Source organism: Verrucomicrobiota bacterium, assembly GCA_037139415.1.
Classification (GTDB): domain Bacteria; phylum Verrucomicrobiota; class Verrucomicrobiia; order Limisphaerales; family Fontisphaeraceae; genus JBAXGN01.
Map to the genome: position 1 here is coordinate 1 of JBAXGN010000099.1, position 21149 is coordinate 21149.

The 21149-nt window shown below is 56.2% G+C and carries 20 protein-coding genes and 1 rRNA gene; 7 read left to right on the forward strand and 14 right to left on the reverse strand.

From position 1 onward, the window contains the following. The 5 genes from WCO56_17165 to WCO56_17185 all read right to left on the reverse strand — a co-directional run. Positions 1–323 (reverse strand): 16S ribosomal RNA (locus WCO56_17165); the annotation flags it as partial. A 279-nt stretch (positions 324–602) separates the two neighbouring features. Beyond that, a complete protein-coding gene (locus WCO56_17170) occupies positions 603–761 on the reverse strand; it encodes a hypothetical protein (GenBank protein MEI7731309.1) in 159 nt (52 codons plus the stop codon). A gap of 248 nt (positions 762–1009) precedes the next feature. Beyond that, on the reverse strand, positions 1010–1708 hold the full coding sequence (gene bioD, locus WCO56_17175) for a dethiobiotin synthase (protein MEI7731310.1): 699 nt from the start codon (positions 1706–1708) through the stop codon (positions 1010–1012). A gap of 86 nt (positions 1709–1794) precedes the next feature. Beyond that, positions 1795–2622 (reverse strand): inositol monophosphatase family protein, encoded by an 828-nt coding sequence (locus tag WCO56_17180; GenBank protein MEI7731311.1) that lies wholly within the window; start codon positions 2620–2622, stop codon positions 1795–1797. A gap of 243 nt (positions 2623–2865) precedes the next feature. Next, positions 2866–3840, reverse strand: a complete 975-nt coding sequence (locus WCO56_17185; GenBank protein MEI7731312.1) for a metallophosphoesterase — start codon at positions 3838–3840, stop codon at positions 2866–2868. A 413-nt stretch (positions 3841–4253) separates the two neighbouring features. Here WCO56_17185 and WCO56_17190 point away from each other — a divergent pair, with 413 nt between their 5' ends. The 4 genes from WCO56_17190 to WCO56_17205 all read left to right on the forward strand — a co-directional run bounded on the left by WCO56_17190 (position 4254) and on the right by WCO56_17205 (position 7638). After that, the gene (locus WCO56_17190) at positions 4254–5660 is read left to right on the forward strand and encodes a cytosine permease (protein MEI7731313.1); all 1407 of its coding nucleotides are present in this window, start codon (positions 4254–4256) and stop codon (positions 5658–5660) included. 107 nt (positions 5661–5767) lie between these two features. After that, positions 5768–6157: an ApaG domain gene (locus WCO56_17195; protein MEI7731314.1), complete on the forward strand. Its 390-nt coding sequence runs from the start codon at positions 5768–5770 to the stop codon at positions 6155–6157. Positions 6158–6394: 237 nt separating this feature from the next. After that, positions 6395–7171, forward strand: a complete 777-nt coding sequence (gene hisF, locus WCO56_17200) for an imidazole glycerol phosphate synthase subunit HisF (protein MEI7731315.1) — start codon at positions 6395–6397, stop codon at positions 7169–7171. A 47-nt stretch (positions 7172–7218) separates the two neighbouring features. Next, on the forward strand, positions 7219–7638 hold the full coding sequence (locus WCO56_17205) for a DMT family protein (protein MEI7731316.1): 420 nt from the start codon (positions 7219–7221) through the stop codon (positions 7636–7638). A 128-nt stretch (positions 7639–7766) separates the two neighbouring features. Here WCO56_17205 and WCO56_17210 read toward each other — a convergent pair whose 3' ends face one another. The 9 genes from WCO56_17210 to WCO56_17250 all read right to left on the reverse strand — a co-directional run bounded on the left by WCO56_17210 (position 7767) and on the right by WCO56_17250 (position 16759). Then, a complete protein-coding gene (locus WCO56_17210; protein MEI7731317.1) occupies positions 7767–8384 on the reverse strand; it encodes a response regulator transcription factor in 618 nt (205 codons plus the stop codon). A gap of 86 nt (positions 8385–8470) precedes the next feature. Continuing rightward, positions 8471–9208, reverse strand: a complete 738-nt coding sequence (gene phoU, locus WCO56_17215; GenBank protein MEI7731318.1) for a phosphate signaling complex protein PhoU — start codon at positions 9206–9208, stop codon at positions 8471–8473. Continuing rightward, the gene (gene pstB / locus WCO56_17220; GenBank protein MEI7731319.1) at positions 9186–10010 is read right to left on the reverse strand and encodes a phosphate ABC transporter ATP-binding protein PstB; all 825 of its coding nucleotides are present in this window, start codon (positions 10008–10010) and stop codon (positions 9186–9188) included. The genes phoU and pstB overlap by 23 nt, the downstream gene beginning before the upstream one ends. Before the next feature lie 4 nt (positions 10011–10014). Next, the gene (pstA, locus tag WCO56_17225; GenBank protein MEI7731320.1) at positions 10015–10971 is read right to left on the reverse strand and encodes a phosphate ABC transporter permease PstA; all 957 of its coding nucleotides are present in this window, start codon (positions 10969–10971) and stop codon (positions 10015–10017) included. Then, the gene (pstC, locus tag WCO56_17230) at positions 10968–12146 is read right to left on the reverse strand and encodes a phosphate ABC transporter permease subunit PstC (protein MEI7731321.1); all 1179 of its coding nucleotides are present in this window, start codon (positions 12144–12146) and stop codon (positions 10968–10970) included. The genes pstA and pstC overlap by 4 nt, the downstream gene beginning before the upstream one ends. Before the next feature lie 104 nt (positions 12147–12250). Further along, on the reverse strand, positions 12251–13102 hold the full coding sequence (locus tag WCO56_17235; GenBank protein MEI7731322.1) for a phosphate ABC transporter substrate-binding protein: 852 nt from the start codon (positions 13100–13102) through the stop codon (positions 12251–12253). A 36-nt stretch (positions 13103–13138) separates the two neighbouring features. Next, a complete protein-coding gene (locus WCO56_17240; GenBank protein MEI7731323.1) occupies positions 13139–14593 on the reverse strand; it encodes a putative porin in 1455 nt (484 codons plus the stop codon). Between the two features lie 209 nt (positions 14594–14802). Next, the gene (locus WCO56_17245) at positions 14803–15747 is read right to left on the reverse strand and encodes a glycosyltransferase family 9 protein (GenBank protein MEI7731324.1); all 945 of its coding nucleotides are present in this window, start codon (positions 15745–15747) and stop codon (positions 14803–14805) included. Positions 15748–15886: 139 nt separating this feature from the next. After that, positions 15887–16759, reverse strand: coding sequence for a LysR family transcriptional regulator (locus WCO56_17250; protein MEI7731325.1), 873 nt, complete (start codon positions 16757–16759; stop codon positions 15887–15889). A gap of 213 nt (positions 16760–16972) precedes the next feature. Here WCO56_17250 and WCO56_17255 point away from each other — a divergent pair, with 213 nt between their 5' ends. The 3 genes from WCO56_17255 to WCO56_17265 all read left to right on the forward strand — a co-directional run bounded on the left by WCO56_17255 (position 16973) and on the right by WCO56_17265 (position 21081). Next, positions 16973–17749, forward strand: coding sequence for a DUF4412 domain-containing protein (locus WCO56_17255; GenBank protein ID MEI7731326.1), 777 nt, complete (start codon positions 16973–16975; stop codon positions 17747–17749). A 194-nt stretch (positions 17750–17943) separates the two neighbouring features. Continuing rightward, complete coding sequence (locus tag WCO56_17260) at positions 17944–18936, forward strand: serine/threonine-protein kinase (protein ID MEI7731327.1); 993 nt, start codon at positions 17944–17946, stop codon at positions 18934–18936. Between the two features lie 9 nt (positions 18937–18945). After that, positions 18946–21081, forward strand: coding sequence for a fused MFS/spermidine synthase (locus WCO56_17265; GenBank protein ID MEI7731328.1), 2136 nt, complete (start codon positions 18946–18948; stop codon positions 21079–21081). Positions 21082–21149: the final 68 nt, after the last annotated feature.

The following is a 21149-nucleotide window of genomic DNA, read 5'->3' on the forward strand; positions in this document are numbered from 1 at the left end:
AGTTCCAGTGTGGCTGGTCGTCCTCTCAGACCAGCTACCCGTCTTAGCCTTGGTGAGCTTTTACCTCACCAACTAGCTGATAGGCCGCGGGCTCATCTTGAAGCGTCAGGTCTTTCGATCCCCAACTTTGATCTCACGATCACATGCGGTATTAGCTCGTCTTTCGACGAGTTATCCCACACTTCAAGGCAGATTCCCACGTGTTACGCACCCTTGCGCCGCTCCGACTTGAAAATATTGCTACCCTCAAGTCAGCGCTCGACTTGCATGTCTTATCCACGCCGCCAGCGTTCGTTCTGAGCCAGAATCAAACTCTCCGTTCAAAAACGTTAGTTTGATATTTGTTGTTTCCTTGCGGATCCAACTTGCATTTTAAAACTCAGCTATCTTATACCGAAGTACTTGATAGCCAATATATAGGGCTTAAAACTTATCGCACAATTCAATTTTCAAAGAGCATCCGGTCTTGCGACCAAAATTGTTCCCATTTTAGGGACAAAAATTTCTGAGAGCCGATCTTTTCTACTACTACCGGCAGCTCAGTGCCAAATCTATGACGCGATCAATTTACTCACTATCGCGGTGACTGTCAACGACTATTTTCACTTTTTTTTCGCCGTTGTTTTGGCAGTCACTTCGTTCTGTATCAAACGAACGAGGACATATTTACTCCCCTTCTCAAAACAGCGCAAGCGTTTTTTAAAAATATTTTTAACACCGCGCTTTTTGGGCCCCACGTTTTCCACCACCTGAACTTGCATTCTAACCCTGTTTTATTGGGAATTATTTCAAATTCTGTGACCCGGATTTGACCCGGATTTAACCTGAAAAAAAAGTTAAAAAAAGTTTTGGGACAGCCCTTCTGGGACTTTGAAAATGTGATTTTTTCTCTCCATCTCATCCACTTCAATCGCCCTACCACTAAAACACACACATATCTGCGTGCTCCAATCATTCAATCTTGAGCTGAGTATTCACATTTTCGCTCAATGAGTCGAAAAAACGCCTATTAAGCCCGTAAATCAAGGCTTTTGGCGCAGAGTAGGCTCAATGTTTTGCAACATCTTTTCGTCCCCTTCACCACTTTTTCTTTATCACTATTCGCATCCCCTAGGTATGGCAGCGTGAAAACGGGAAATTTACCCGATTTTTCCGCAATCAATTGCCTATTCGTGCGGGTCGAAACGTCGGGAATCTTCGTTCCCATCAGCACCACTGCGCCGTCAGCGCCAGCCACGCTTTTCAATACACTTAGGCTCAAGCATATATGATTGATACAGCCCAAGCGATTTTGGGCGGCAAGCAACACTGGGCATTGCAAACGGTTGATTAAATCCAAAACCGTGTATCCTTCTCCCAGTGGGACCATCAAACCACCTGATCCTTCCACCAATAGGCATTCACAACCTTTCGCCACCGCGTGGATATGCGCTAAAACCGCCTGTAACCGCACGTCTTTGCCCGCTTTTCGCAACGCCACCAACGGCGCAACCGGCTGCCGAAAAAACCAAGGATTTACCTCATCTTCCGTAAGCGTGCCGGGCTGGAATTGTTGCAACAGGGCCACATCCGCGCGGTCCCCTGAACAAAATGGCTTCACCGCCAGCGCTGCCCTGCCTCGCCCACGTAAATACCCCAGCAGCAATGCCGTCAGCACGGTTTTCCCCGCCCCGGTATCCGTTCCAGTGATAAAAATAATTTTGCCCATAAACGGCGACTACGCTTGTTTCTGCGGCACTTTTGGCGGATAATTCAACCCGGCTGGTACGGTGTTGTTTGATTGGCCCCTGCCCTCTATCCCTTCTGGTTAATCACCCGCAACGCCTTCTTGCCCAGTATGCCGTTGCTGGCAACGATATCATAAAAATGGTCTGGCCGTCCCGCCTGGCACAAAAATTCCCCGCCGGCACATTCAATAATCAAGGCCCCGGCCGCGATATCCCATAGCCGGATATTGCGTTCATAATACACGTCCATGCGGCCCGAGGCCACGTAGGTGAGGCACAATGCTGCGGCACCCATAATGCGGATTTTCCGCACCCGATTCACCAGCCGCTCAATTTGCGGCAACATTTCCCGGAGCACTTTTTTACTTTTGGAAAACCCCAGCGTGAGAATGGCCTCGCGCAAATCAGCGCGGTCACTGACGTGGATACGGCGACCGTTCAACCAGGCTGATTGCCCCCGGATGGCCGTCCACAGTTCATCGGTGAACGGCTCGTAGATTACGGCCACTTGGGATTCAAACCCGTCGTACTGCTTGCTTTCGCGCGACGCCGAACTCCCGGAAACTCTTTCCTGAAGGGCAATGGAGACGCACGCATGGGGAATGCCATAGGCAAAATTAACCGTGCCGTCAATCGGGTCCACTACCCAGCGTTGCGCGGCGGCGGGGTCACCGGCAACCCCCTCCTCACCCAGCAAGGCGATTTTGGGAAAAGCCGTTCGCAGCCGGCGCTCAATCAAAGCCTGGCAGCGCACATCCAATTCCAGCTTGATGTCGTGCTGCATGATTTCGTTGATTTTCTTGGGGGCGCGCAGGTTTTGACGCATCAATTTACCCGCCGCCCGCGCGGCCGCCACCGCCGCGCTCAAAGCCCGTTTTTGTTCGATTAATTTCATATGTGCTTGCCACGCCGACCCTGGAATCGCATCTGCATGGGCATCGCCGGGGTCGTGCCAACGACTAACCACGCGTCATCATTGATGCTGCAAATTCAGCTTCAAAGTCAAGTTAATTGAGTGGAGTTAATTGAGTGGAATAATGGTAACAAACAATTCTAAATCAGCACCCGGGTGAAACGCCTGGATTCCATCCCACCGTGCATGCCATACCACAGGTCATTTGCGTGCGGCCAGTTCCATCTACCAAGGGAGCGGATGGAACTTGATCGCCACGGGATCCGCGTTATCCGGGGAAAACTCCAGCGTCAAAAAACCGCCGTCTTTCAGCAGTTCGATGCCGGTCAGTGAGGGGCAGAGGACGACGTTAAACGGCTTCCATTTCCGCGCCTCAGCCAGGGCGGTGCTCATCCGGCGGGCAGTATTGCCCAGAAAGCGGATGGGCGGCATTCCACCGAGCAAACGGCTGAGCTTCAACACTTGATTGGTATGCAGATGGCCGATGAGGGTGTGTGCTACGCGGGACATTTTGGTGCGCACGGCGTCCAACTCCATCAAAAATGGCAGCGCGGAAGGGTCATGGCAGAATAGCAGCACCCGCTGTTCAGGCTTCAGCGCCGCAAACGCTGCCACGATCTCTGCAAGGTGTTCCTTCCGAAGCCGCCACCATTCCGCGCGCTCGGACGCCAGCGCCTCACTTTCCAGAACGGGCAACCCGACCAGCGTCGAGGTCACCCCCAGCAACACAAAACGGCCGCGTTCGACGCGCCAAAACGGTTGTAGCCCCAGTTCTGTCACCGCGCGCCGGTAACTCTCCAGGCGCAATCCGCCGCAGCCACCGAACAGGCTGAACTTCCCCAACTCATGATCGCCAATCGTGGCCGCAAAATTCGGCGCAAAGCGCGCCCGCAACGTGTCGAGGCACATCCGAGTACTCTCACGCACCGCGTCATCCGCCACGCCGATGAACGCGCTGTCACAGGAGTAATCCCCGTTCACAATGGCGAAATCCGGCTGACCGGCGGCGTCCACTAACCGCTGCAACATACCGTGATGCAGCAGCGGATTGGAGAGCCAGATGAAACGCCGTTGCAACCGGGCGGCGGTTTTGATCAGCCAATTTTTTATAACGGCGGATTCATACCCCGTCCGTTGGCGTTCTTGCGGACCAGCGAAATGAATATCGCTGGCCACCAAAATTTTAAGCGGTGCAGCCATGCCGGTAGAGCCAAGGTAGCGCGAACACCTCAGGATTGTCGAGCCATTTGCCCGTGCTCCCGGCCTGCACCAACAGACCGGCTCCCCGTCTCGGGCTTTCGTGTCAACCTAAGCGGCGTTTCATTTGGCTCGAACCACTGAACCTGAGCAAGCTAAGGAGCGCGGACCTCCGGTCCGCTGGGGGGTGCGAGAGCAGCTCCGGTGATTCGCTCCGCAGTGCGTGCGGCTAAAGCAGTCAAAACCACGCGGGCCGGAGGCCCGCGCTCCTTAGGTTGGCGCCAATGCGGCTAGGGAGTCCGTTCCCCCGCCCCGTAGGCCGCCGTGGTCCAAAAAGTGGCAGCCGATTGGAGGGGTACAATTTTTCCTGAAAATTTTGCTTGTCCAGTCCGGGGAAAATCGCCATAAGAATGCCCATGAACAATCCGAGTACACAATCGCAATTGCCATCATACATCGTCAACGCGACGCCCAACCCTGTGGCGAACCGCGCACCTTGGTTTAAAAACACCGCCCCGACCTACGCGGGCATCTTCCTCTGGTTCGTGTTCTGGCAGGGGGCCGCAGAAGGCCCCGGGGCTGGCACCCTATCCCAAGGAATTGGCTGGGCGCTGATCAGCCTCGTAATCGCCGCCTTGGTCTGTCATTTCCTATTTTATCTTATTCCCGGCCTATTGGGACAGAAAACCGGTTTACCGTTGTACATCGTGGGCACCTCCACCTTCGGTGCTTCCGGTGGTTTTATCATGCCGGGCTTCCTGATGGGCCTGCTGCAATTTGGCTGGCTGGGCGTGAATATCTATTTTTCGGCGCTCGCTTTGGCCGATGTCATCCCCGTCAAAGCTGAAATTCTCATGGTGGTCTGGGGTATCCTAGCCGCCTTCGTGGGCTTGAAGGGTATTCAGTACGTGGCCAAGGTCGCCACCTTCCTGCCGCTGATTCCGCTAGCCATCCTGGCCATGCTCCTCGCCAAGACCATTGGCAGTGTTGGCAGCTTCAATCCGGCGATGCTCGCTCCAGTTGACGCTGCCGCCACCGCCGTGGGTGCCAAGAGCGCAGCGTTGAGTCACTTTGGTGTGCTGGCGTTGGTATTAACCGCCGTGGTGGGCTTCTTCGCCACAGCAGGTGCCGCTGGCGTGGATTTCGGCACCAACAGCCGCGATAGCAAGGATGTCCAAATGGGCGGTATCGTCGGTATCGCGCTGGCCATTCTGCTCACCGCAGGTGCGGCGATGTTGATTGTCGCGGGTGTCTATGGGAATGCAGCCCTGGCCGCCAAGGCCGTTACGGCCAAAGCGGGATTGAACGCATTTAGCATGATTCCGGTGGTGTTGGGCGACGATATGTCCAAGTGGTTGAAGTTTGCCCTGGCGATTGCCGCCTTCCCGCCGGCTTGCTTCTCCTCCTTCATTGCCGCCAATTGTTTCAAGACCACGCTGCCCAAGGTGAATCCCTTCATCTCGGTGGGTATCGGCGCGGCGGTCAGCATCGTGCTGGCGGTGACCGCCCTGGCCGGCAAAGCGATCATCGTTTTCCAGATCATCGGCGCGTCCTTCGGCCCGATCTGCGGCGCGATGATGGTGGATTATTTGATCAACGGCAAACGCTGGACTGGCCCGCGCGCGGGCTTTAACCCGGCGGGTTGGATCGCTTGGGCGGCTGGTTTTGTGGTCGGCTTGTTGCCCATCATCAAAGTGTATGATGTCCCGGCTGCCCCGGTAGCCGCCTTCATAGTCGGTGCGGTGGTTTATTTCGCCTGCGCCACGGCTGGTATGCAATCACCGGTGTTGCCACTGGCCGCCGCTGATAAGCAGCAAAAGTAAATCTCGTTTTGACCAGCACACCCGCCGTTCAGGAATGGACGGCGGGTGTTTTGTTTTTACAGCGGAATCAGGTGCAAAGCAGGAAACCTATGGCATCTTGAACCAGCATGAACAGTTCAGGTGACTTTTTAGAGCCCCCCGGCTTATGGGTATCGGTGGACCGGGTGATCTATGACCGAAGCTTGCCGGCCCCAGCGGACCGCCCGCACAGTTTTGTGTATTTCATCACCATCCATAATGACACCGACCAACCTATCACCATCAAGGGGCGCAAATGGGTGGTTGTGAATGATCGCAATGAAATCCTGGCGTTGGAAGGAGATGGCGTGGTGGGCAAGTTTCCCACGATCGCCCCGGGCGATGTCTTCAGCTATAACAGCCGACATGTGCTGGACAAAAACCATGCCGTCGCAGAAGGCAGCTACATTGGCTTGGACGCTCACGGGCACAAGGTTCTGGTCCGGATTCCCAAGTTCAAAATGGTCGTGCCGGATTGACAGAAAAGCTCAGTCCATTATCACCAACGTTACCGAAATTGTCGCCCAAGCCAATGCTAGACGCGGCACCTTCGGCATGTTGTTGATGGATAAAAAACTGTACACGGAGAGCACCGGAAAGCACCCAAAAGGAAATTTTGATAAGAAGTGCGGCTTGTCTTTTCCCGGCGGTATTGTATCGTTTCTTTGTTGCTAGGCAATCGTCGGGTTGTGGCAAGCCACTTCCCGGCATTTTTTATGTTGGCTAAACGTGTTATTCCTTGCCTTGATGTGCATGATGGCAAAGTCACCCGGGGCGTCCAGTTTGGACGCGCCGAGAAGGGTGAATTGCGCAATGTGGGCGATCCGGTGGAACTCGCCGTCCGCTATAATGAGCAGGGAGCGGATGAAATGGTGTTCTTCGACATCACCGCCAGCGCGCACGGGCGGGCCAGCATGATTGAGGTCATCCAGCGGGCGGCGGATCAGTGCTTTATGCCGTTGACCGTCGGCGGCGGCATCCGCACGGTGGAGGATATGCACGTCATGCTGCTGTCCGGCGCGGACAAGGTCAGCATCAACACGTCCGCCATTACGACGCCGGACTTGATTCGTGCCGGCGCCGAGAAGTTCGGCAGCCAATGCATCGTGGTCTCGATTGACGCCAAAAAAGTCGCCCCGGATCGCTGGGAGGTGTTCACGCATGGCGGACGCAAGACCACCGGACTCGATGCGGTGGAATGGGCGAAAAAAGCCGTCGCGCTGGGGGCGGGAGAAATCGTGCTGAACAGCATTGACGCGGACGGCACGAAAAAGGGCTTTGACCTGGTGATCACGCGGCGGATCAGCGAGACGGTGAGCGTGCCGGTGGTGGCCAGCGGCGGCGCTGGCAGCCTGGAACACATGGCGGAAGTGCTGCTGGCAGGCCGGGCGGATGCGGTGCTGGCGGCCAGCATTTTCCATTTTGGCGAATACACGGTGGGCGATGTCAAACGCTTCATGGCCGCCAAAAATATCCCCGTCCGACTCGCTTGATTCCAAGCGGGCGGTGTTAGCGATGATGCCTGATTCCCCTGATACCTATGGAAACGTTCGTCAAACTTCGTTGGACCCCGGTGGTTTTGCTCCTGGCTTCAAACGTGTTCATGACCTTTGCCTGGTACGGGCATTTGAAATACAAAAGTTCGCCGTTATGGATCGCCATCATCGTGAGCTGGGGCATTGCGTTTTTTGAATACTGCCTGATGGTGCCTGCCAACCGGTTTGGCAACAGTAATTTCAGCGCCACCGAGCTAAAGATCATGCAGGAAGTCATCACGTTGTGCGTGTTTTGCGGATTCGCCATCCTATACTTGGGCGAGCGCATCCGCTGGAACCATCTGCTGGCGTTTTGCTGCATTCTCGGAGCGGTGGCCTTCACGTTCATTCCCGACGCCCCCAAGCAGGTGGCCGGCCCCCCGGCGTCGCTCAAGCATGAGGATGGCAAAGGGCCGAGGAAATAAGTCAACGCGCCAATTTCACTATGGAGACTCCGGCTTCAAATCACACTTACCGCCAAGCCGGTGGGATAGAAAACATCATTAGCCGCGAAAAGGCTCAAAAATCGCAAACAAAGAATGCGGGTTGCAGGTTAAGTTACGGACTTATCAGTAGGCGAAGCAGGGGCACCCTTTGTTTGTTTTCTGGCCGCTTCTTTTTCGTTTGATTCCAACGGAACCTGTCCGGAACCGGCTTTGCGCAACAAGGTTTCCGTGGCAATGGCCAGGGCGCGAAATTCGCCATGGGACAACGTAATCAGACTACCGTTCAGGTGGACCATTTCCAACCCGACATCCATCACCAACCGGTTTACCCGCAATTCTGGTGGCAGGACGGGCGTGGTCTCGGCAATCAATTGGCGCGCGCGTTGCGCCACCTGCCGCGGACTAAATGGTTTGGTGATATATTCAGACGCGCCCAACCCCGTTCCCAGCGTGTGCGCCTCGTTTGAATGGCAGCCCGTGAGCATGAGAATGGGGATATGCGCAGTCGTGTGATGACGCCGCAGGAACTCGCAGACGGCAATGCCATCCAGTTTTGGCATTACCAAATCCAGCAGGATCAGGTCGGGCTCGTGGGTCAATGCCGCCTGGATGGCGGCTTCGCCATCATAAGCCTTCACCACCTCCCAGCCTTCGTTATTGCACACAAAGGCCAGCAGTTCCACCATATCCGATTCATCATCCGCCACTAATACGCGTCGTTTCATTTAGGATGAGCAAAATAGCCAGCAAAAATGTCAGCTCTATGACGATTCGGTAACATTAACGCAAACTGTGTGCAGCCATGCTGACGCTAACCTAAAATTCCCTGCTTTATCCCCTGGCCGGGATGGCGGACATCCCGCCCCTCGTAGAGGTACACCACGTCTTCGGCGATGTTTTTGGCATGATCCGCGATGCGTTCCAGCGTCTTGGAGACGGTCATGAGGTGCAAACAAAGACTGATCATGGCGGGGCGTTCCACCATGAACCCGGCCAGTTCGCGATGCAACTGCCGGTTGAGTTCATCCACTTCTTTGTCGCGCGGAATGATGGCCATCGCCTGCGCCGAACCATGGTTGATGAAGGCCTCCAAAGCGTCACGCAACATGCCGAGTCCAATGTCGCTCATGCGGGGAATATCCACGTACGCTTTCAATGGGGCCGACTGATTCAATTCCACCGCGCGCCGGGCGATGGTAACCGCGCCGTCGCCCACCCGTTCCAGTTCATGGGAAATTTTCATCGTCATGGCGACGAACCGCAGATCGGAGGCCAGAGGCGCCTTGGCCAGCAGGCGAATCGCGTGGTCATCCATTTCGATCTCGAATTGGTCCAGCACATCGTCGTCCCGCTGCACCTGGCCCGCGAGGTCGCTGTCGCGTTCGGTGAGAGAACGCACGGCACGGGTGACTGCCTGCTCGGCGTGGCCGGCCATGGTGAGCAACTTTTGGCGGAGTTCCGTCAGTTCTTGTTCGTAATGTGTAATCATGGGTTGGGGGATAAAATCCAGATCGCAGACGCGCGCCTCAGCCGAATCGTCCGGTGACATAATCTTCGGTCTGTTTTTTCGCCGGGTTGGTGAAGATTTTCTGGGTGACATCGTATTCCACCAGCACCCCCAAGTAGAAAAACGCGGTGTAATCGGAGATACGGGCTGCCTGCTGCATGTTGTGAGTGACAATGACGATGGTGAACTGCTGTTTGAGGTCGAGGATCAGGTCTTCAATCTTGGCCGTGGCGATGGGGTCCAAGGCGGACGCCGGCTCGTCCATCAGGATAATCTCGGGTTTGATGGCAATGGCGCGCGCGATGCAGAGGCGCTGTTGCTGGCCACCGGAGAGGCCCATGGCGCTCGTGTGCAGCCGGTCCTTGACTTCATCCCACAGCGCCGCCGCGCACAGGCTTTCCTCCACGATGGCGTCAATTGTGGCCCTATCACGCGTGCCGTGCAGGCGGAGGGCGTAGGCAATGTTCTCGTAGATGGATTTTGGGAAAGGGTTCGAGCGCTGAAACACCATTCCCACCCGTTTGCGCAATTCGATCACATCCACATCGGGGCCATAAATGTCATGTCCGCCGATCTTGATCTGGCCGGTGATGCGCACGCCGTCAATCAGGTCGTTCATGCGGTTTAAGCAACGAATAAAGGTGGATTTACCGCAGCCGGACGGGCCAATGAGCGCGGTGACCAGCCGCTCTGGAACCGGCATCGAAACATCCTGCAACGCCAGCGTGGCGCCGTAATGGAGCGACAGGCCGGAAACCTCAATCAACGGTGGATGATTTGGTTCGGGCGTGGCCACCGGGAGCCGGGATTCGATGGTGAGATTGGATAGCGAGTTGTCAGCCATATTGTTATTGGACGAGTCGCATTTGGCGGCGCACCTTCGCGCGCACCAGGATGGCGACGACGTTCAAGGTGAATGTGAGCAGCAGCAGCACCAGCACGGTGGCGTACAGGATGGGACGGGTCTTTTCGATGTTGGGCGATTGGGTGGATAGAATGAACACATGATAGCCCAAATCCATGAATTGATCCGACAGAGATTTGGGCAGGCTGGCCATGTAGTAGGCCGCGCCGGTGAAGAGGATGGGCGCGACTTCCCCCGCTGCGCGGCTGATCGCCAAAATACCGCCGGTCAAAATGCCCGGCAAGGCTTGGGGCAGGACGATTTTGATGATGGTTTCCAATTTGGTGGCCCCGAGCGCGAGGCTGGCTTCGCGCAGGCCGGGTGGAATGGCTTTGAGTGACTCCTCCGTGGCCACAATCACCACCGGCAGAGTCATGACCGCCAGGGTCATCGAGGCCCACAGCAGGGCCGGTTTCCCCCAATGCGGTTCCGGGGTGCCATTCGCAAAGATTTTATCCAGGCCGCCGCCGATGAAGCTGATGAAAAAACCCAGGCCGAACAGGCCGAAAACGATCGAAGGCACGCCCGCCAGATTGTTGATCGCGGCACGGATGATCCGGGTATACATGGACATGGCCGACGCGTATTCGGTCAAATACACCGCCGTGATGACGCCAATGGGCATCACGAAGATCGTCATCAATATGACGCGGGCGGACGTGCCAACAATCATGGGCAGCACCCCCGCTTTGTTCACATCGAACATATCCTTTTCCGTGCCGGCGGTGACGAAGCGCCAGGATAAACCCTCCCAGCCATGGTAGAGGATATTACCGAGAATCACCACCAGGATGGCCAGGATGAGGCCCGTGGCCAAGCCGGTCACCCCGGTGAACAGGATGGAGGCGAAATCAAACCGGGCGGCGGTGAATGGGCGTCCATTGGCGGGGTGTGAATTCATGCCTTGCCCTCCAGTCTTCGCTTTAGGCGGTGAATGATGACATCCGCCACGAGGTTCGAGACAAAGGTGATGATAAACAGCAGCGACCCGATGAGGAACAGCATCCGGTAGTGATGCTGGCCGAAGACGGTTTCGGCAAGTTCGGCGGCAATCGTCGCGGTCATCGTGCGGGTGGAATCCAGCAGGCTCCAGGAAACAATGCTGGCATTGCCGCTGGCCATGAGGACAACCATGGTTTCCCCAATGGCCCGGCCAAAGCCCAGCACCACAGCGGCAAATACGCCGGGTATTGCGGCAGGCAGCACAATCTGCGAGGCCGCCTGCCATTTGCTGGATCCCAGCGCCAGTGCCGCCTGAGTGTAGCTGCGCGGCACGCTGGTCAGCGCATCCTCGGCGATGGAAAAGACCACGGGAATAATCGCGAGCCCAAGCGCGATGCCGGCGACCACCGCATTCAGGCGTGATTGGCTGCCGAGAATGGCTTGCATGAACGAGGCCAGGACAATCAGCGCAAAGAAACCCAGCACGACCGAGGGAATGCCCGCCAGTAGTTCGATGGCCGGCTTCAGCCATTCCTTCACCCGGGGCGGGGCTAATTGGGAAACATAAATTGCCGCGCCCAGCGCCAATGGAACAGAAAAAAGCAGGGCAACCAGTGTGGCCTTCAAACTGCCAATGAACAGTGGGATAAGGTTGTATTTACGGATGCCGGATACCGGTTGCCAGATGTACACCGGTTGTTCATAACCAGTCCATTGGTACGGCAATAACAGGTAACGCCAGGAGACGGTATTGACTGCCGCATCTTTGTCCTTGGGCGCCTCCTTGCGATCCTCGACCCGGATGGACATCAGGTCCTTCAGCGTTTCCTTGTCCATCCTGACGTACTGGGCCGCAGTGAGTCCAAGGTACGCTTGCACCTCCGCAGGCGACATTTTTTCCAAATCGCTCACTGGTCGCGCGACTTGGATGGCCGCGCTGTTCATTCTGCCCAATGCCACCGGCAAGGCTTCACGGGCGACGAACAGGAAAATCAGGAAAATCATCACGATGGCGGAAAGCGACACCAGAAAGATGAAACGCTCGGCCAGCCATTCCCCCGGACGGGCACGGTAACTCCGGTGCAGCCCCATCCAGCCGACGGAACGATTACTGGTTGCGTATTTGAGTGGCATGCGGGCGGATTTAAAAGGTGGGGCGTGCAGTCTGTAATTGGTCGCTGTAAACTTTTGCCCGCATGGTTGTCAATTCGAGGTGGTGCCGATGGTTAGCCAGACTATTATTTTTCGCGTAGATTGGCTGGCAACGGAAAATAGCCGATATCTTTGACCAGTTTCTGCCCCTCATCGCTGCGAATCCAGTTCAAATAGGCGGCGACATCGCCTTTGTCGAGCGCGGGGTTCACATAGATATACAGGTAACGCCAAATCGGATATACTTGCTTCATGACGTTCTCTTCTGTGGGCTCGATGCCTGGGCTTTTCGCGTCGTTCTTGATTTTGAAGGTTCTGGCGTCCAGACCGTAGGCTGCGCCGCCGTACCCAATGCCATTCCGATCTTTGGCTACCGCCTGCACCACGGCGGAGGTCCCCGGCATGGTCTGCGCCGTGGCGGCAAAATCCTGGCCATCCAGCACATGCTCTTTGAAGAACTCGTAGGTGCCGGAACTGTTCTCCCGGCTATACACGGTGATCGGGGCATCGTTACCGCCGACCTCTTTCCAGTTCCTGATTTTGCCTGTGAAGATTTTTTTCAACTGCTCGATCGTGAGTTCCTTGAGGGGATTCTCCGGGTTCGCGTACACCGAGAGCCCATCCAGGGCGACCTTGTATTCAATGGGACGCTTACCGAAGGCTTTCAGACACTCCTCGATTTCCTTGGACTTGATTGCCCGCGACGCGTGGGCCAGATCGGTCGTCTGATTTTGCAGCGCGGCCAACCCCGCCCCAGACCCGCCCCCAGTTACCTGGATTTTTACGCCCGGTTTTTTCGCCATGTACGCCTCCGCCCATTTTTGGGCGAGAATGACCAGCGTATCCGAACCGATGGCGGTTATCGTGCCAGCCTGAAGCGGCACCGTCAGCGCGATTGCGACTGTCAGTGCCACAATGGCTTTGGTAAATAATTTCATGGTTCTCTCCCAGTATGCACCAGGTGAGGCGGACGGTCAGAAACTCCAGACCAGATCGCATTGCAGCCGATACTGTTTTTCGCGGCCCGCAATCTGGCTGCCCGAGTTGATACCCAACGCCGGAGTACCGGCGTTCGGTGCGTCGGCCAGCGCGGTGGATTTTATATTCTGCGTCACGAAGTAGGCGACATTAAACATGAGCGGATTGGCGACCTTGTACGAGGCCTTGATGGTGTGGCCGCGCACATTGCTGCCGCCTTTGCCGCGCACGCCGAAATCCGATTCATTCCATCCGCTCCAAACCGAATTCAGCTCAATGTTCTCAAAATTATAGGAAACTTGCCAGTTACCCTTCTTCTTCGCCGAACCCATGGTGACGCCTACATTATAGGCGTCGCCGTCTTCTGGCGCAGACAGGTTCTTGACGTACTCGACCATGGGAGTGATCGGGAACGGACCGTCAAACAAAACAAAACTGTCCAACATGTAGGTGGCTTCCAGCCGGCCGACCACCTGGTTGAAATAGGGATAATAAAACTGGCGGTTGGCCGGGGTATAGGTGTTAAGCGACTGGTTGCCGTTGTTGTTGTTGGCGGCAACCCCGTTTTCCTGCTGGTGCGACCAGTTGATGAAACTACCCGCCAGCCGGGTCTGGAGCTTGGGATCCCATTTGGCGGTCCAATCCAACTGGTTCACATACGTATAAACGTCATTATTATGCGGCGAGCCGACCGCGGTGTAACCGGTGGGATTGTAGTTTTCCGAGATCACATATTGGCCGCTAGCCCACGACACCCTGTGCTTCTTACCCAGATCGAAGGTCAGCTTTTCCTGCGCGCCTTCCGGGGTATAATCATGGTCAAAAATCATGGTGGTCATCCAGAACTGGTTGTTCATTTTGCCAACTTCCGCAGTCGCCCAATCCCAGGGAGTCCAGCGCGCATACGCCAAGTCCACGTTCACGGCCTTCTTGGAACCGTTATTCCCCAAGGTGGTGTTGGTGGAAAGCGGGTCCGCATCCCCCCCGGCGCCATTGCCCGAGGCCAGGCGCATACCCACTTCAAACTGGTCGCTCATGATGGCCGTGAACCCCAAGCGCAGGCGATAACGCAGGCGATGTTCATCCTTGACGTACGGACCGGTGGCATTGGCCGTGGTCACCGGCACGGTGGGTCCTGTGAGCGGCAAATCCCGATTGGATTTATCCTGCCAGATGCCTTCATAACGCCCGCGAAAGTCACCGTTGATTTTCATCGAAGAAACCCATTCCGGCATCCCGCTTTTCACTTGGTACGACTTGGTGAAATTCTTATCCGTCTCATCTTTCAGTTGGTTGGCCTCGCGCACGGTGAGGTATCCTTTGTCCACCAACTTGTCAATCAACGCATCCGTGGATTGCGCGTGCGTTGCCGGCGTGAGCGCGCCAGCAGAGACGGCGGTGGCCGCCACGGTCATCCAAGTCAATTTGCTATTGGTCCAATGTTGTTTCATAAACTGTTCTATGTCTTGTTTCGTGCCAGGGAGAAAATGCGGGGCGAATGTTACAAACCAAGGTCTGATTTGTTACTTTCTTGTGACAGGTTTCACCAAAAAGCTAAACCCTGAGCGTAAAACAGCCCTCCAGTGGATTGAAAAATCACCGGCGTTTCGCCAGTTTTCCGGTGGAATGGCCGACCGCAGGCTGAACGACAGAAAGCCAGCTACGCGACCGCAAACGTTCGCGGTTGCTCGACAAGCTGTAGCAGTGCCGCAAAGACAGTTCCGACTTGCAGATGTGCCAGCCCGGCTGGTTCTCGCAGTATCCGCACCTGCTTGCTGCGTGGACGCCAGACCGTTTCATTGGTATGCCCCCAGAGCACCAGCCCAGACAACCCCACTGCCGCCGCGAGATGCGAAATGCCGGAATCATGACCCACAAACGCCGTGCAGCCGCTTAAACGCTCCGCCAATTGAGGCAGGGGCAAATGGCGCGCCACACAGAGGCGATCCGGCGGCCACGATACCGCCAGTCGCTCCAACCGCTGCCCTTCCGCTTCACCCCCAACCAGCAGAATTTTCCACGCAGTTTCCTCCAATACCCGATGTAACAGGGTGGCCCATTGGGTTTCCGGCCAATTCTTGGTTTCGCTGCCGCTCCCCGGATGACAGGCCAACCAACGCCCTCGATATGGCGCCGCCCATTCCGGGTTGATGCGTAAATGCGGTTCGGCGTCGGCATTGAACACAGCCAGTTGTTCCAACGGCTTTAACAACACTTCCGTGGCATGCTGATGGCCGGTGTCGTCCGGCCGATGAGGTCCCTGAATATAACGCGTCTGCCCGCAACGCTCCACGTTCTCCCGAAACACCCCGGCCGGATCATACAAATAGGAGAGGATTAAATCGAAGCCTGCGAAATAACAGACCAAGTCCAGATCCAATTGGGCGTCCCGGGTAAAAAATCGTGCCAGCCCCCGTGAGTCAATGGAACGCACCGCCTGGGCCAAGCCGCCAGCCTGGGCTAGCATCGCAATATGCGGATAGCCAAGCACTTCAATATGCGCATCCGGATATTTTCTGCGCAAGGCCGACAGCACCGGCAGCGTGAGGATGAAATCCCCGATCGCCCCACCCCGAATCACGAGAATTTTACCTTTGGGCTTCATGCACGCTTCATTGCCGCCATCCCGAGACCTCCATTTTCGTCGCGGTCGAACGGGCATTTCAAACTGACAACGCGCGGTACGGGGGTACCCAGTACCAGAACCAGCCTGACAGGTCCGCAGGCACGGAAGGTCGCTCTGTTTACTTGGAGTCCGTGCTCTTGAGCATGGCAATGAACTGCTTCATCGCCGGCGAAAGCACCTTGTGCTTCTTATAGATGGCGGAGAGGGGCCGGAAGAATTCGCCATCCTCAAAGCGGGCCTCGGCGAGCGTCTGCTTGCTGACTTCCTGGACAATGGTGGCATGGGGAACAATTGCAATACCCGCGTCAATCTCCACCGCGCGCTTGACGGTCTCGATGTTGTCAAACTCCATGACGACATTCACATCCACGTCGTGCTCGCGCATGATCCGATCCACCGCGCGGCGCGTCGGGATGTCCGGTTCAAAGGCAATGAATTTCTGTCCGGATAAATCCTTTAGGCGCAAAGATTTATGGCGGGCCAGCGGATGATGCGGATGGCAGATCAGCACCAGGTTATCCCGGCGCAACGGCACGATCTCCAATTTGCTGTCCTTGGTGGCATAGGCCACCAAACCCAGATCCACGACGTTGCTGATAACGTCCTCATACACCTGGTTGGAACGCCGGTATTCCACATGGACGTTCACCGTGGGATACGCCTTCAGGAACTTCTTCAGGTACGGCGGCAGATCGTGCAGGCCAATACTGTAAATGGTGGCCACCCGGATGGTGCCGGAAATAATGTCCTTGATCTCCTGGAGCTTGCTGAAGAGGGCGTCATAAGTCTGGATGATCTGCTTGGCATATTCATAGAGCACCTCGCCCTCGCGCGTAAGGCGGAAGCGCTTCTTGCTGCGTTCGATCAGGAGCGAGTTAAACAACCGCTCCAGCGTGCTAATCTGCTGGCTGACCGCAGATTGCGTAATTTCACTCACCTGGGCGGCTTTGGTAAAGCTTTCGGTTTCGGCCAGGTCACAAAAAATTTTCAAGCTTTCGATTTGCATGAGGAGAGTAAATGCACAATCCAAGATAAAGTCAACTAATGTTCTAAAAAAATTAACGGAATCTTATCATCGCATTGTCCGTTCACTTTTTTTGATATTTTTCACCGGCACAAGCGGCACCCGCAAATTCTGCTGGACCGGGAACATGCGATCTGATATCAAGCATAGCAAGTTACGGATGAATATTTCGGCACAACTATGAAAAAAATTCTCTTCACCGCCCAGATCGGCATGGCCTGTCTCAGTCTAATCTCCGCGCACGCCCAGTTTGGTGCGGGTGGCGGCAATCCGGGTATGGGCGCGCCGCAAGGCCCCAAGTTTGACGGTACCATGGCCCAATTCTTCGGTGAGCACACCGCCTTTTCGGCCAGCCTGCAAATGGAAATCAAGGCGGCCGATAAAGCGGAGCCGCTCCGCATGCCCGGCAAACTCGATTTTGACCAGGGCAAGACCCGCTGGGAAATGGACATGGCTGAAATGAAAACCGCGCAGGTGACGCCGGAGACCGCCGCCATGCTGAAGAACATGGGCTTGAGCAGAATATCGCTGATCACACTTCCGGGCAAAAAGACCACGCTCATGGTTTATCCCGACAAAAAGGCGTACGTCGAGATGCCCATGGAATCCGGCAAATCCCAGGCCGCCGCCAAACCCGAGGATTACAAGACCGAAACCACCGAACTGGGCAAGGACACCGTGGACGGGCATCCGTGCGTCAAAAATAAAATGGTGGTTACCGACAAGGAGGGAAAAAAACAGGAGGCCACGGTTTGGAACGCCACCGATTTAAAAAAATTCCCGGTCAAAATTCAGTATGCCGAGGAGCAGGGAAATGCCATCACCATGTCCTTTAAAAACGTGAATGCCGCCAAGCCCGCCGCCAACCGCTTCGACGCGCCCATCGGCTTTACCAAATACAACAGCATCATGGAACTGATGATGAGCAGCATGGGCGGCATGCTGCCCGGTCAATAATTTTTTGTCGGTATCAACTCGGGATTCTAACTCGATACTAAAACAAGGCGTCGGTTTGATGCTGCCCATGGGTTTTGATCCAACAGCTACTTGTAGTATAGCTCCTTGTGCCACTTTTTCCTTCATTTTTTTATTGTCGGCAGGTCTGGACCTTCTAACATCCCTGCGCAAAGCTGAAGGTTGAATAAATAAGCATGTCAACGGTATCATCAAATTCAGGCAAGTTGAAAATGGTCGTTTGCGGACGGTGCAACGGTCGCGTGTTTGTGCGCGGCGATCTGGCACCACTGCACTCCATTCCCTGCACCAAGTGCGGCCATCCGATCATTGTCCCGGTGATGCTGCGGCAGTTTGAATTGCGCAGCATCATCGGCACCGGCGGCATGGGCACGGTGTATCGGGCGTTTGACACCACGCTCGAGCGTGAAGTGGCGGTGAAGATGATGAAGAAGGATTTGGTGCAGGACGAGCAATCCACCCGCGCGTTCTTTCGCGAAGCCCGCGCGCTTGCCGCCCTTAACCATACCAATATCATCCATGTGTACACCTTCGAGAAGTACGACAACCAGTTGTACTTGGTGATGGAGTTGGCGGATCGCCCCAGCATGGATTACCGCATCGAACACGAGTCGCACCTGCCGGAATTGCATGTGCTGGACATCGGTGTCAAGATCGCTTCCGCGCTGGACTTGGCACTCAAACATGGCTTTCTGCACCGGGATATCAAGCCCGGCAACATCCTGTTCAATGTGGATGGCGAGCCCAAACTGGTGGACTTTGGTTTGGCGGGCTCCGCCGCCGACGGGCTCGGCGACGAACATTCCATCATGGGTACGCCGTATTATGTCGCGCCCGAGAAAATCAAGCGCGAGGCCGAAACCTTCCTCTCCGACATGTATAGCCTGGCCGCCACCATGTACCAAGGGTTGACCGGACACGTGCCGTTCGAGGCACCCACGGTGGATGAGGTGGTGCTGGCGCATGTCAATACGCCACTGGTACCCCCCAACCAGGTGTTGTTTGAAGTCACCAAAGCCACGTCCGATGGCATTGTTCGTGCCATGTCCAAAGACCCGGCGGAACGCTTCCAGAGCTATGATGAGTTTATCATGGAATTCACCGCCGCCCGCAGCAAGCTCCTGATCCAACGGTATCGCGGATCGGACGAGGCCCCGCCCGAACAATAATAAAGGGGCATGTTTATCTTTGGCCTGACGATTTTTTCCGGCGCATTTCTGCTGTTTTTAGTGCAGCCGCTCATGGCCAAATTCATTTTGCCATGGTTTGGCGGCAGTCCGGCGGTCTGGACCACCTGCCTGCTATTCTTCCAAGTGTTGCTGCTGGGTGGGTACGCGTATGCTCACTGGATCATCAGCCGGTTGTCGCCGCACCGTCAGGTCGTGGTCCACTTAACCTTGCTGGGCGTAGCGCTGTTGTTGTTACCAATCGCTCCCGCTGATGCTTGGAAACCCCTGGATGGCTCTTCGCCTGCCTGGCGGATTCTTTTATTGCTTACCGCCTGTCTCGGGTTGCCATACTTGGTGCTTTCCGCCACCGGCCCGCTGATGCAGGCCTGGTTTTCTCGGGCGCATCCCGGCGTTTCACCCTATCGGCTGTACGCGCTTTCCAACGTAGGTTCGTTGCTGGCCCTGATTGGTTATCCGTTGCTCTTGGAGCCCAATTTACCACGGCAATCCCAAGCGGTCTGGTGGTCGCTCGGCTTGGTTGGTTTCGCATTACTGGCGTTGGGTTGCGGGGTGACTGTCTGGCGGCGCGCGGAGTCGTCATCCCCAGTCCTGCCATCCGGGGGCACGGCGACGGAGCCCGCCGCCGAGCCCGTGGTTCAAGGGCGTTGGCTGTGGTTCGCGCTTCCCGCTTGCGCCACCGTGATGCTGCTGGCAGTCACCAATAAACTCTGCGGCGATATTGCAGTCATCCCGTTTCTCTGGGTGCTGCCGCTCAGCCTCTATCTGCTGACCTTCATCGTTACTTTTGACCGTCCGTGCTGGTATTGGCGGCCGCTCTGGCTGCCCTTGCTGGCGCTGGCCCTTGCGGCGGCGTGGTGGATGACGTATGGTGCCAGCGCCACCGTGCCGACCTGGCCAGTGCTCCGCCCGCTGCTCTGGTTGCATCAACAGGCGTATGTGCTTTCCTTTCCCGCCATCATTGGGATTTACCTGGTGGTGCTGTTTGTCGGTTGTCTGGTATGCCACGGCGAGGTGTACCGGCGGCGGCCACCCGCCCGACAGTTGACCGGGTATTACCTGATGATCGCCGCCGGCGGCGCGGGGGGCGGACTGTTTGTCGCCGTTGTGGCACCCCTGATCTTCCATGGGTATTTCGAGTTGCCCGCCGGATTGCTGGCGCTCGCCCTGCTGGTCAGTGCCGCGCTGTTCGTGGATAACCAAAGCCCGCTGTATCGTGGACGGCCCGTCTGGGCATGGGTGATGATCGGCCTCGCGCTGGTTGGATTTGGCGCCGGTCTGTTTCTGGATGCCGCCAGCACCGTGCAGGGGGCGTTGGTGGTGACCCGGAATTTTTACGGTGTCCTGAAAATCCACGAGTATAACGTCACCATACCCGAATGGCGCGAAATCACCCTGGTGCATGGCAGCACCATTCATGGCGTGCAATATCTTGATCCCGAGAAACGGCGGTGGCCCACTTCGTATTACGTCAAGTCCAGCGGCATCGGGCTGGTGATGGAGCATTTCCCGCGCACCAACCGGCGCGTGGGGGTGGTAGGGTTGGGCGCCGGTTGCATGGCGGCCTGGAGTCGGCCCGGCGATTATTTTCGCTTCTACGAAATCAATGCCGAGGTGGAACGGCTGGCCCGCAATCACTTTTTTTACCTGGCGGATTCACCGGCGAAAATCGAAGTCATCCTGGGCGATGCCCGGCTCTCGCTCGAACGGGAACCCGGCCAGCAATTCGATGTGCTGGTGCTCGACGCCTTCAGCAGCGATGCCATCCCCGTGCATTTGCTGACCCGCGAGGCATTTGAAATTTATCGCCGCCATCTGAAACCCGACGGCGTGCTGGCGGTCCATGTGTCCAACCAGTACCTGAACCTTGTTCCGGTGGTCCGCCGCGCCGCCGAGCATCTTGCGTTTGGCGTCGCCTTGGTGCGCGACGACGGGCAGCAGGATAACGAAGAATTGGATTGGAACGACTATTACAGTTCGGATTGGATGCTGCTCTCCCGGAATCAGGCGTTCCTGAAACTGCCAGCCATCGAGCAGGTCACCACCCTGCCGCGCCGGACGGATCCCACCGTGGATCTTTGGACCGATGAGGCCAATACCTTGCTGCGAATCCTAACCCTCAAGTGAGTGGGCGAAAGCCAAAAAAAATTGAATAACGCTTGCGTCAAATTCGTAAGGATTCTTATATCTTAATG

Coding starts and splice junctions, on each gene's coding strand:
- WCO56_17170 (MEI7731309.1), bottom strand. CDS start 761: ATGCAAGTTCAGGTGGTGGAAAACGTGGGGCCCAAAAAGCGCGGTGTT.
- bioD (MEI7731310.1), bottom strand. CDS start 1,708: ATGGGCAAAATTATTTTTATCACTGGAACGGATACCGGGGCGGGGAAA.
- WCO56_17180 (MEI7731311.1), bottom strand. CDS start 2,622: ATGAAATTAATCGAACAAAAACGGGCTTTGAGCGCGGCGGTGGCGGCC.
- WCO56_17185 (MEI7731312.1), bottom strand. CDS start 3,840: ATGGCTGCACCGCTTAAAATTTTGGTGGCCAGCGATATTCATTTCGCT.
- WCO56_17190 (MEI7731313.1), top strand. CDS start 4,254: ATGAACAATCCGAGTACACAATCGCAATTGCCATCATACATCGTCAAC.
- WCO56_17195 (MEI7731314.1), top strand. CDS start 5,768: ATGAACAGTTCAGGTGACTTTTTAGAGCCCCCCGGCTTATGGGTATCG.
- hisF (MEI7731315.1), top strand. CDS start 6,395: ATGTTGGCTAAACGTGTTATTCCTTGCCTTGATGTGCATGATGGCAAA.
- WCO56_17205 (MEI7731316.1), top strand. CDS start 7,219: ATGGAAACGTTCGTCAAACTTCGTTGGACCCCGGTGGTTTTGCTCCTG.
- WCO56_17210 (MEI7731317.1), bottom strand. CDS start 8,384: ATGAAACGACGCGTATTAGTGGCGGATGATGAATCGGATATGGTGGAA.
- phoU (MEI7731318.1), bottom strand. CDS start 9,208: ATGTCACCGGACGATTCGGCTGAGGCGCGCGTCTGCGATCTGGATTTT.
- pstB (MEI7731319.1), bottom strand. CDS start 10,010: ATGGCTGACAACTCGCTATCCAATCTCACCATCGAATCCCGGCTCCCG.
- pstA (MEI7731320.1), bottom strand. CDS start 10,971: ATGAATTCACACCCCGCCAATGGACGCCCATTCACCGCCGCCCGGTTT.
- pstC (MEI7731321.1), bottom strand. CDS start 12,146: ATGCCACTCAAATACGCAACCAGTAATCGTTCCGTCGGCTGGATGGGG.
- WCO56_17235 (MEI7731322.1), bottom strand. CDS start 13,102: ATGAAATTATTTACCAAAGCCATTGTGGCACTGACAGTCGCAATCGCG.
- WCO56_17240 (MEI7731323.1), bottom strand. CDS start 14,593: ATGAAACAACATTGGACCAATAGCAAATTGACTTGGATGACCGTGGCG.
- WCO56_17245 (MEI7731324.1), bottom strand. CDS start 15,747: ATGAAGCCCAAAGGTAAAATTCTCGTGATTCGGGGTGGGGCGATCGGG.
- WCO56_17255 (MEI7731326.1), top strand. CDS start 16,973: ATGAAAAAAATTCTCTTCACCGCCCAGATCGGCATGGCCTGTCTCAGT.
- WCO56_17260 (MEI7731327.1), top strand. CDS start 17,944: ATGTCAACGGTATCATCAAATTCAGGCAAGTTGAAAATGGTCGTTTGC.
- WCO56_17265 (MEI7731328.1), top strand. CDS start 18,946: ATGTTTATCTTTGGCCTGACGATTTTTTCCGGCGCATTTCTGCTGTTT.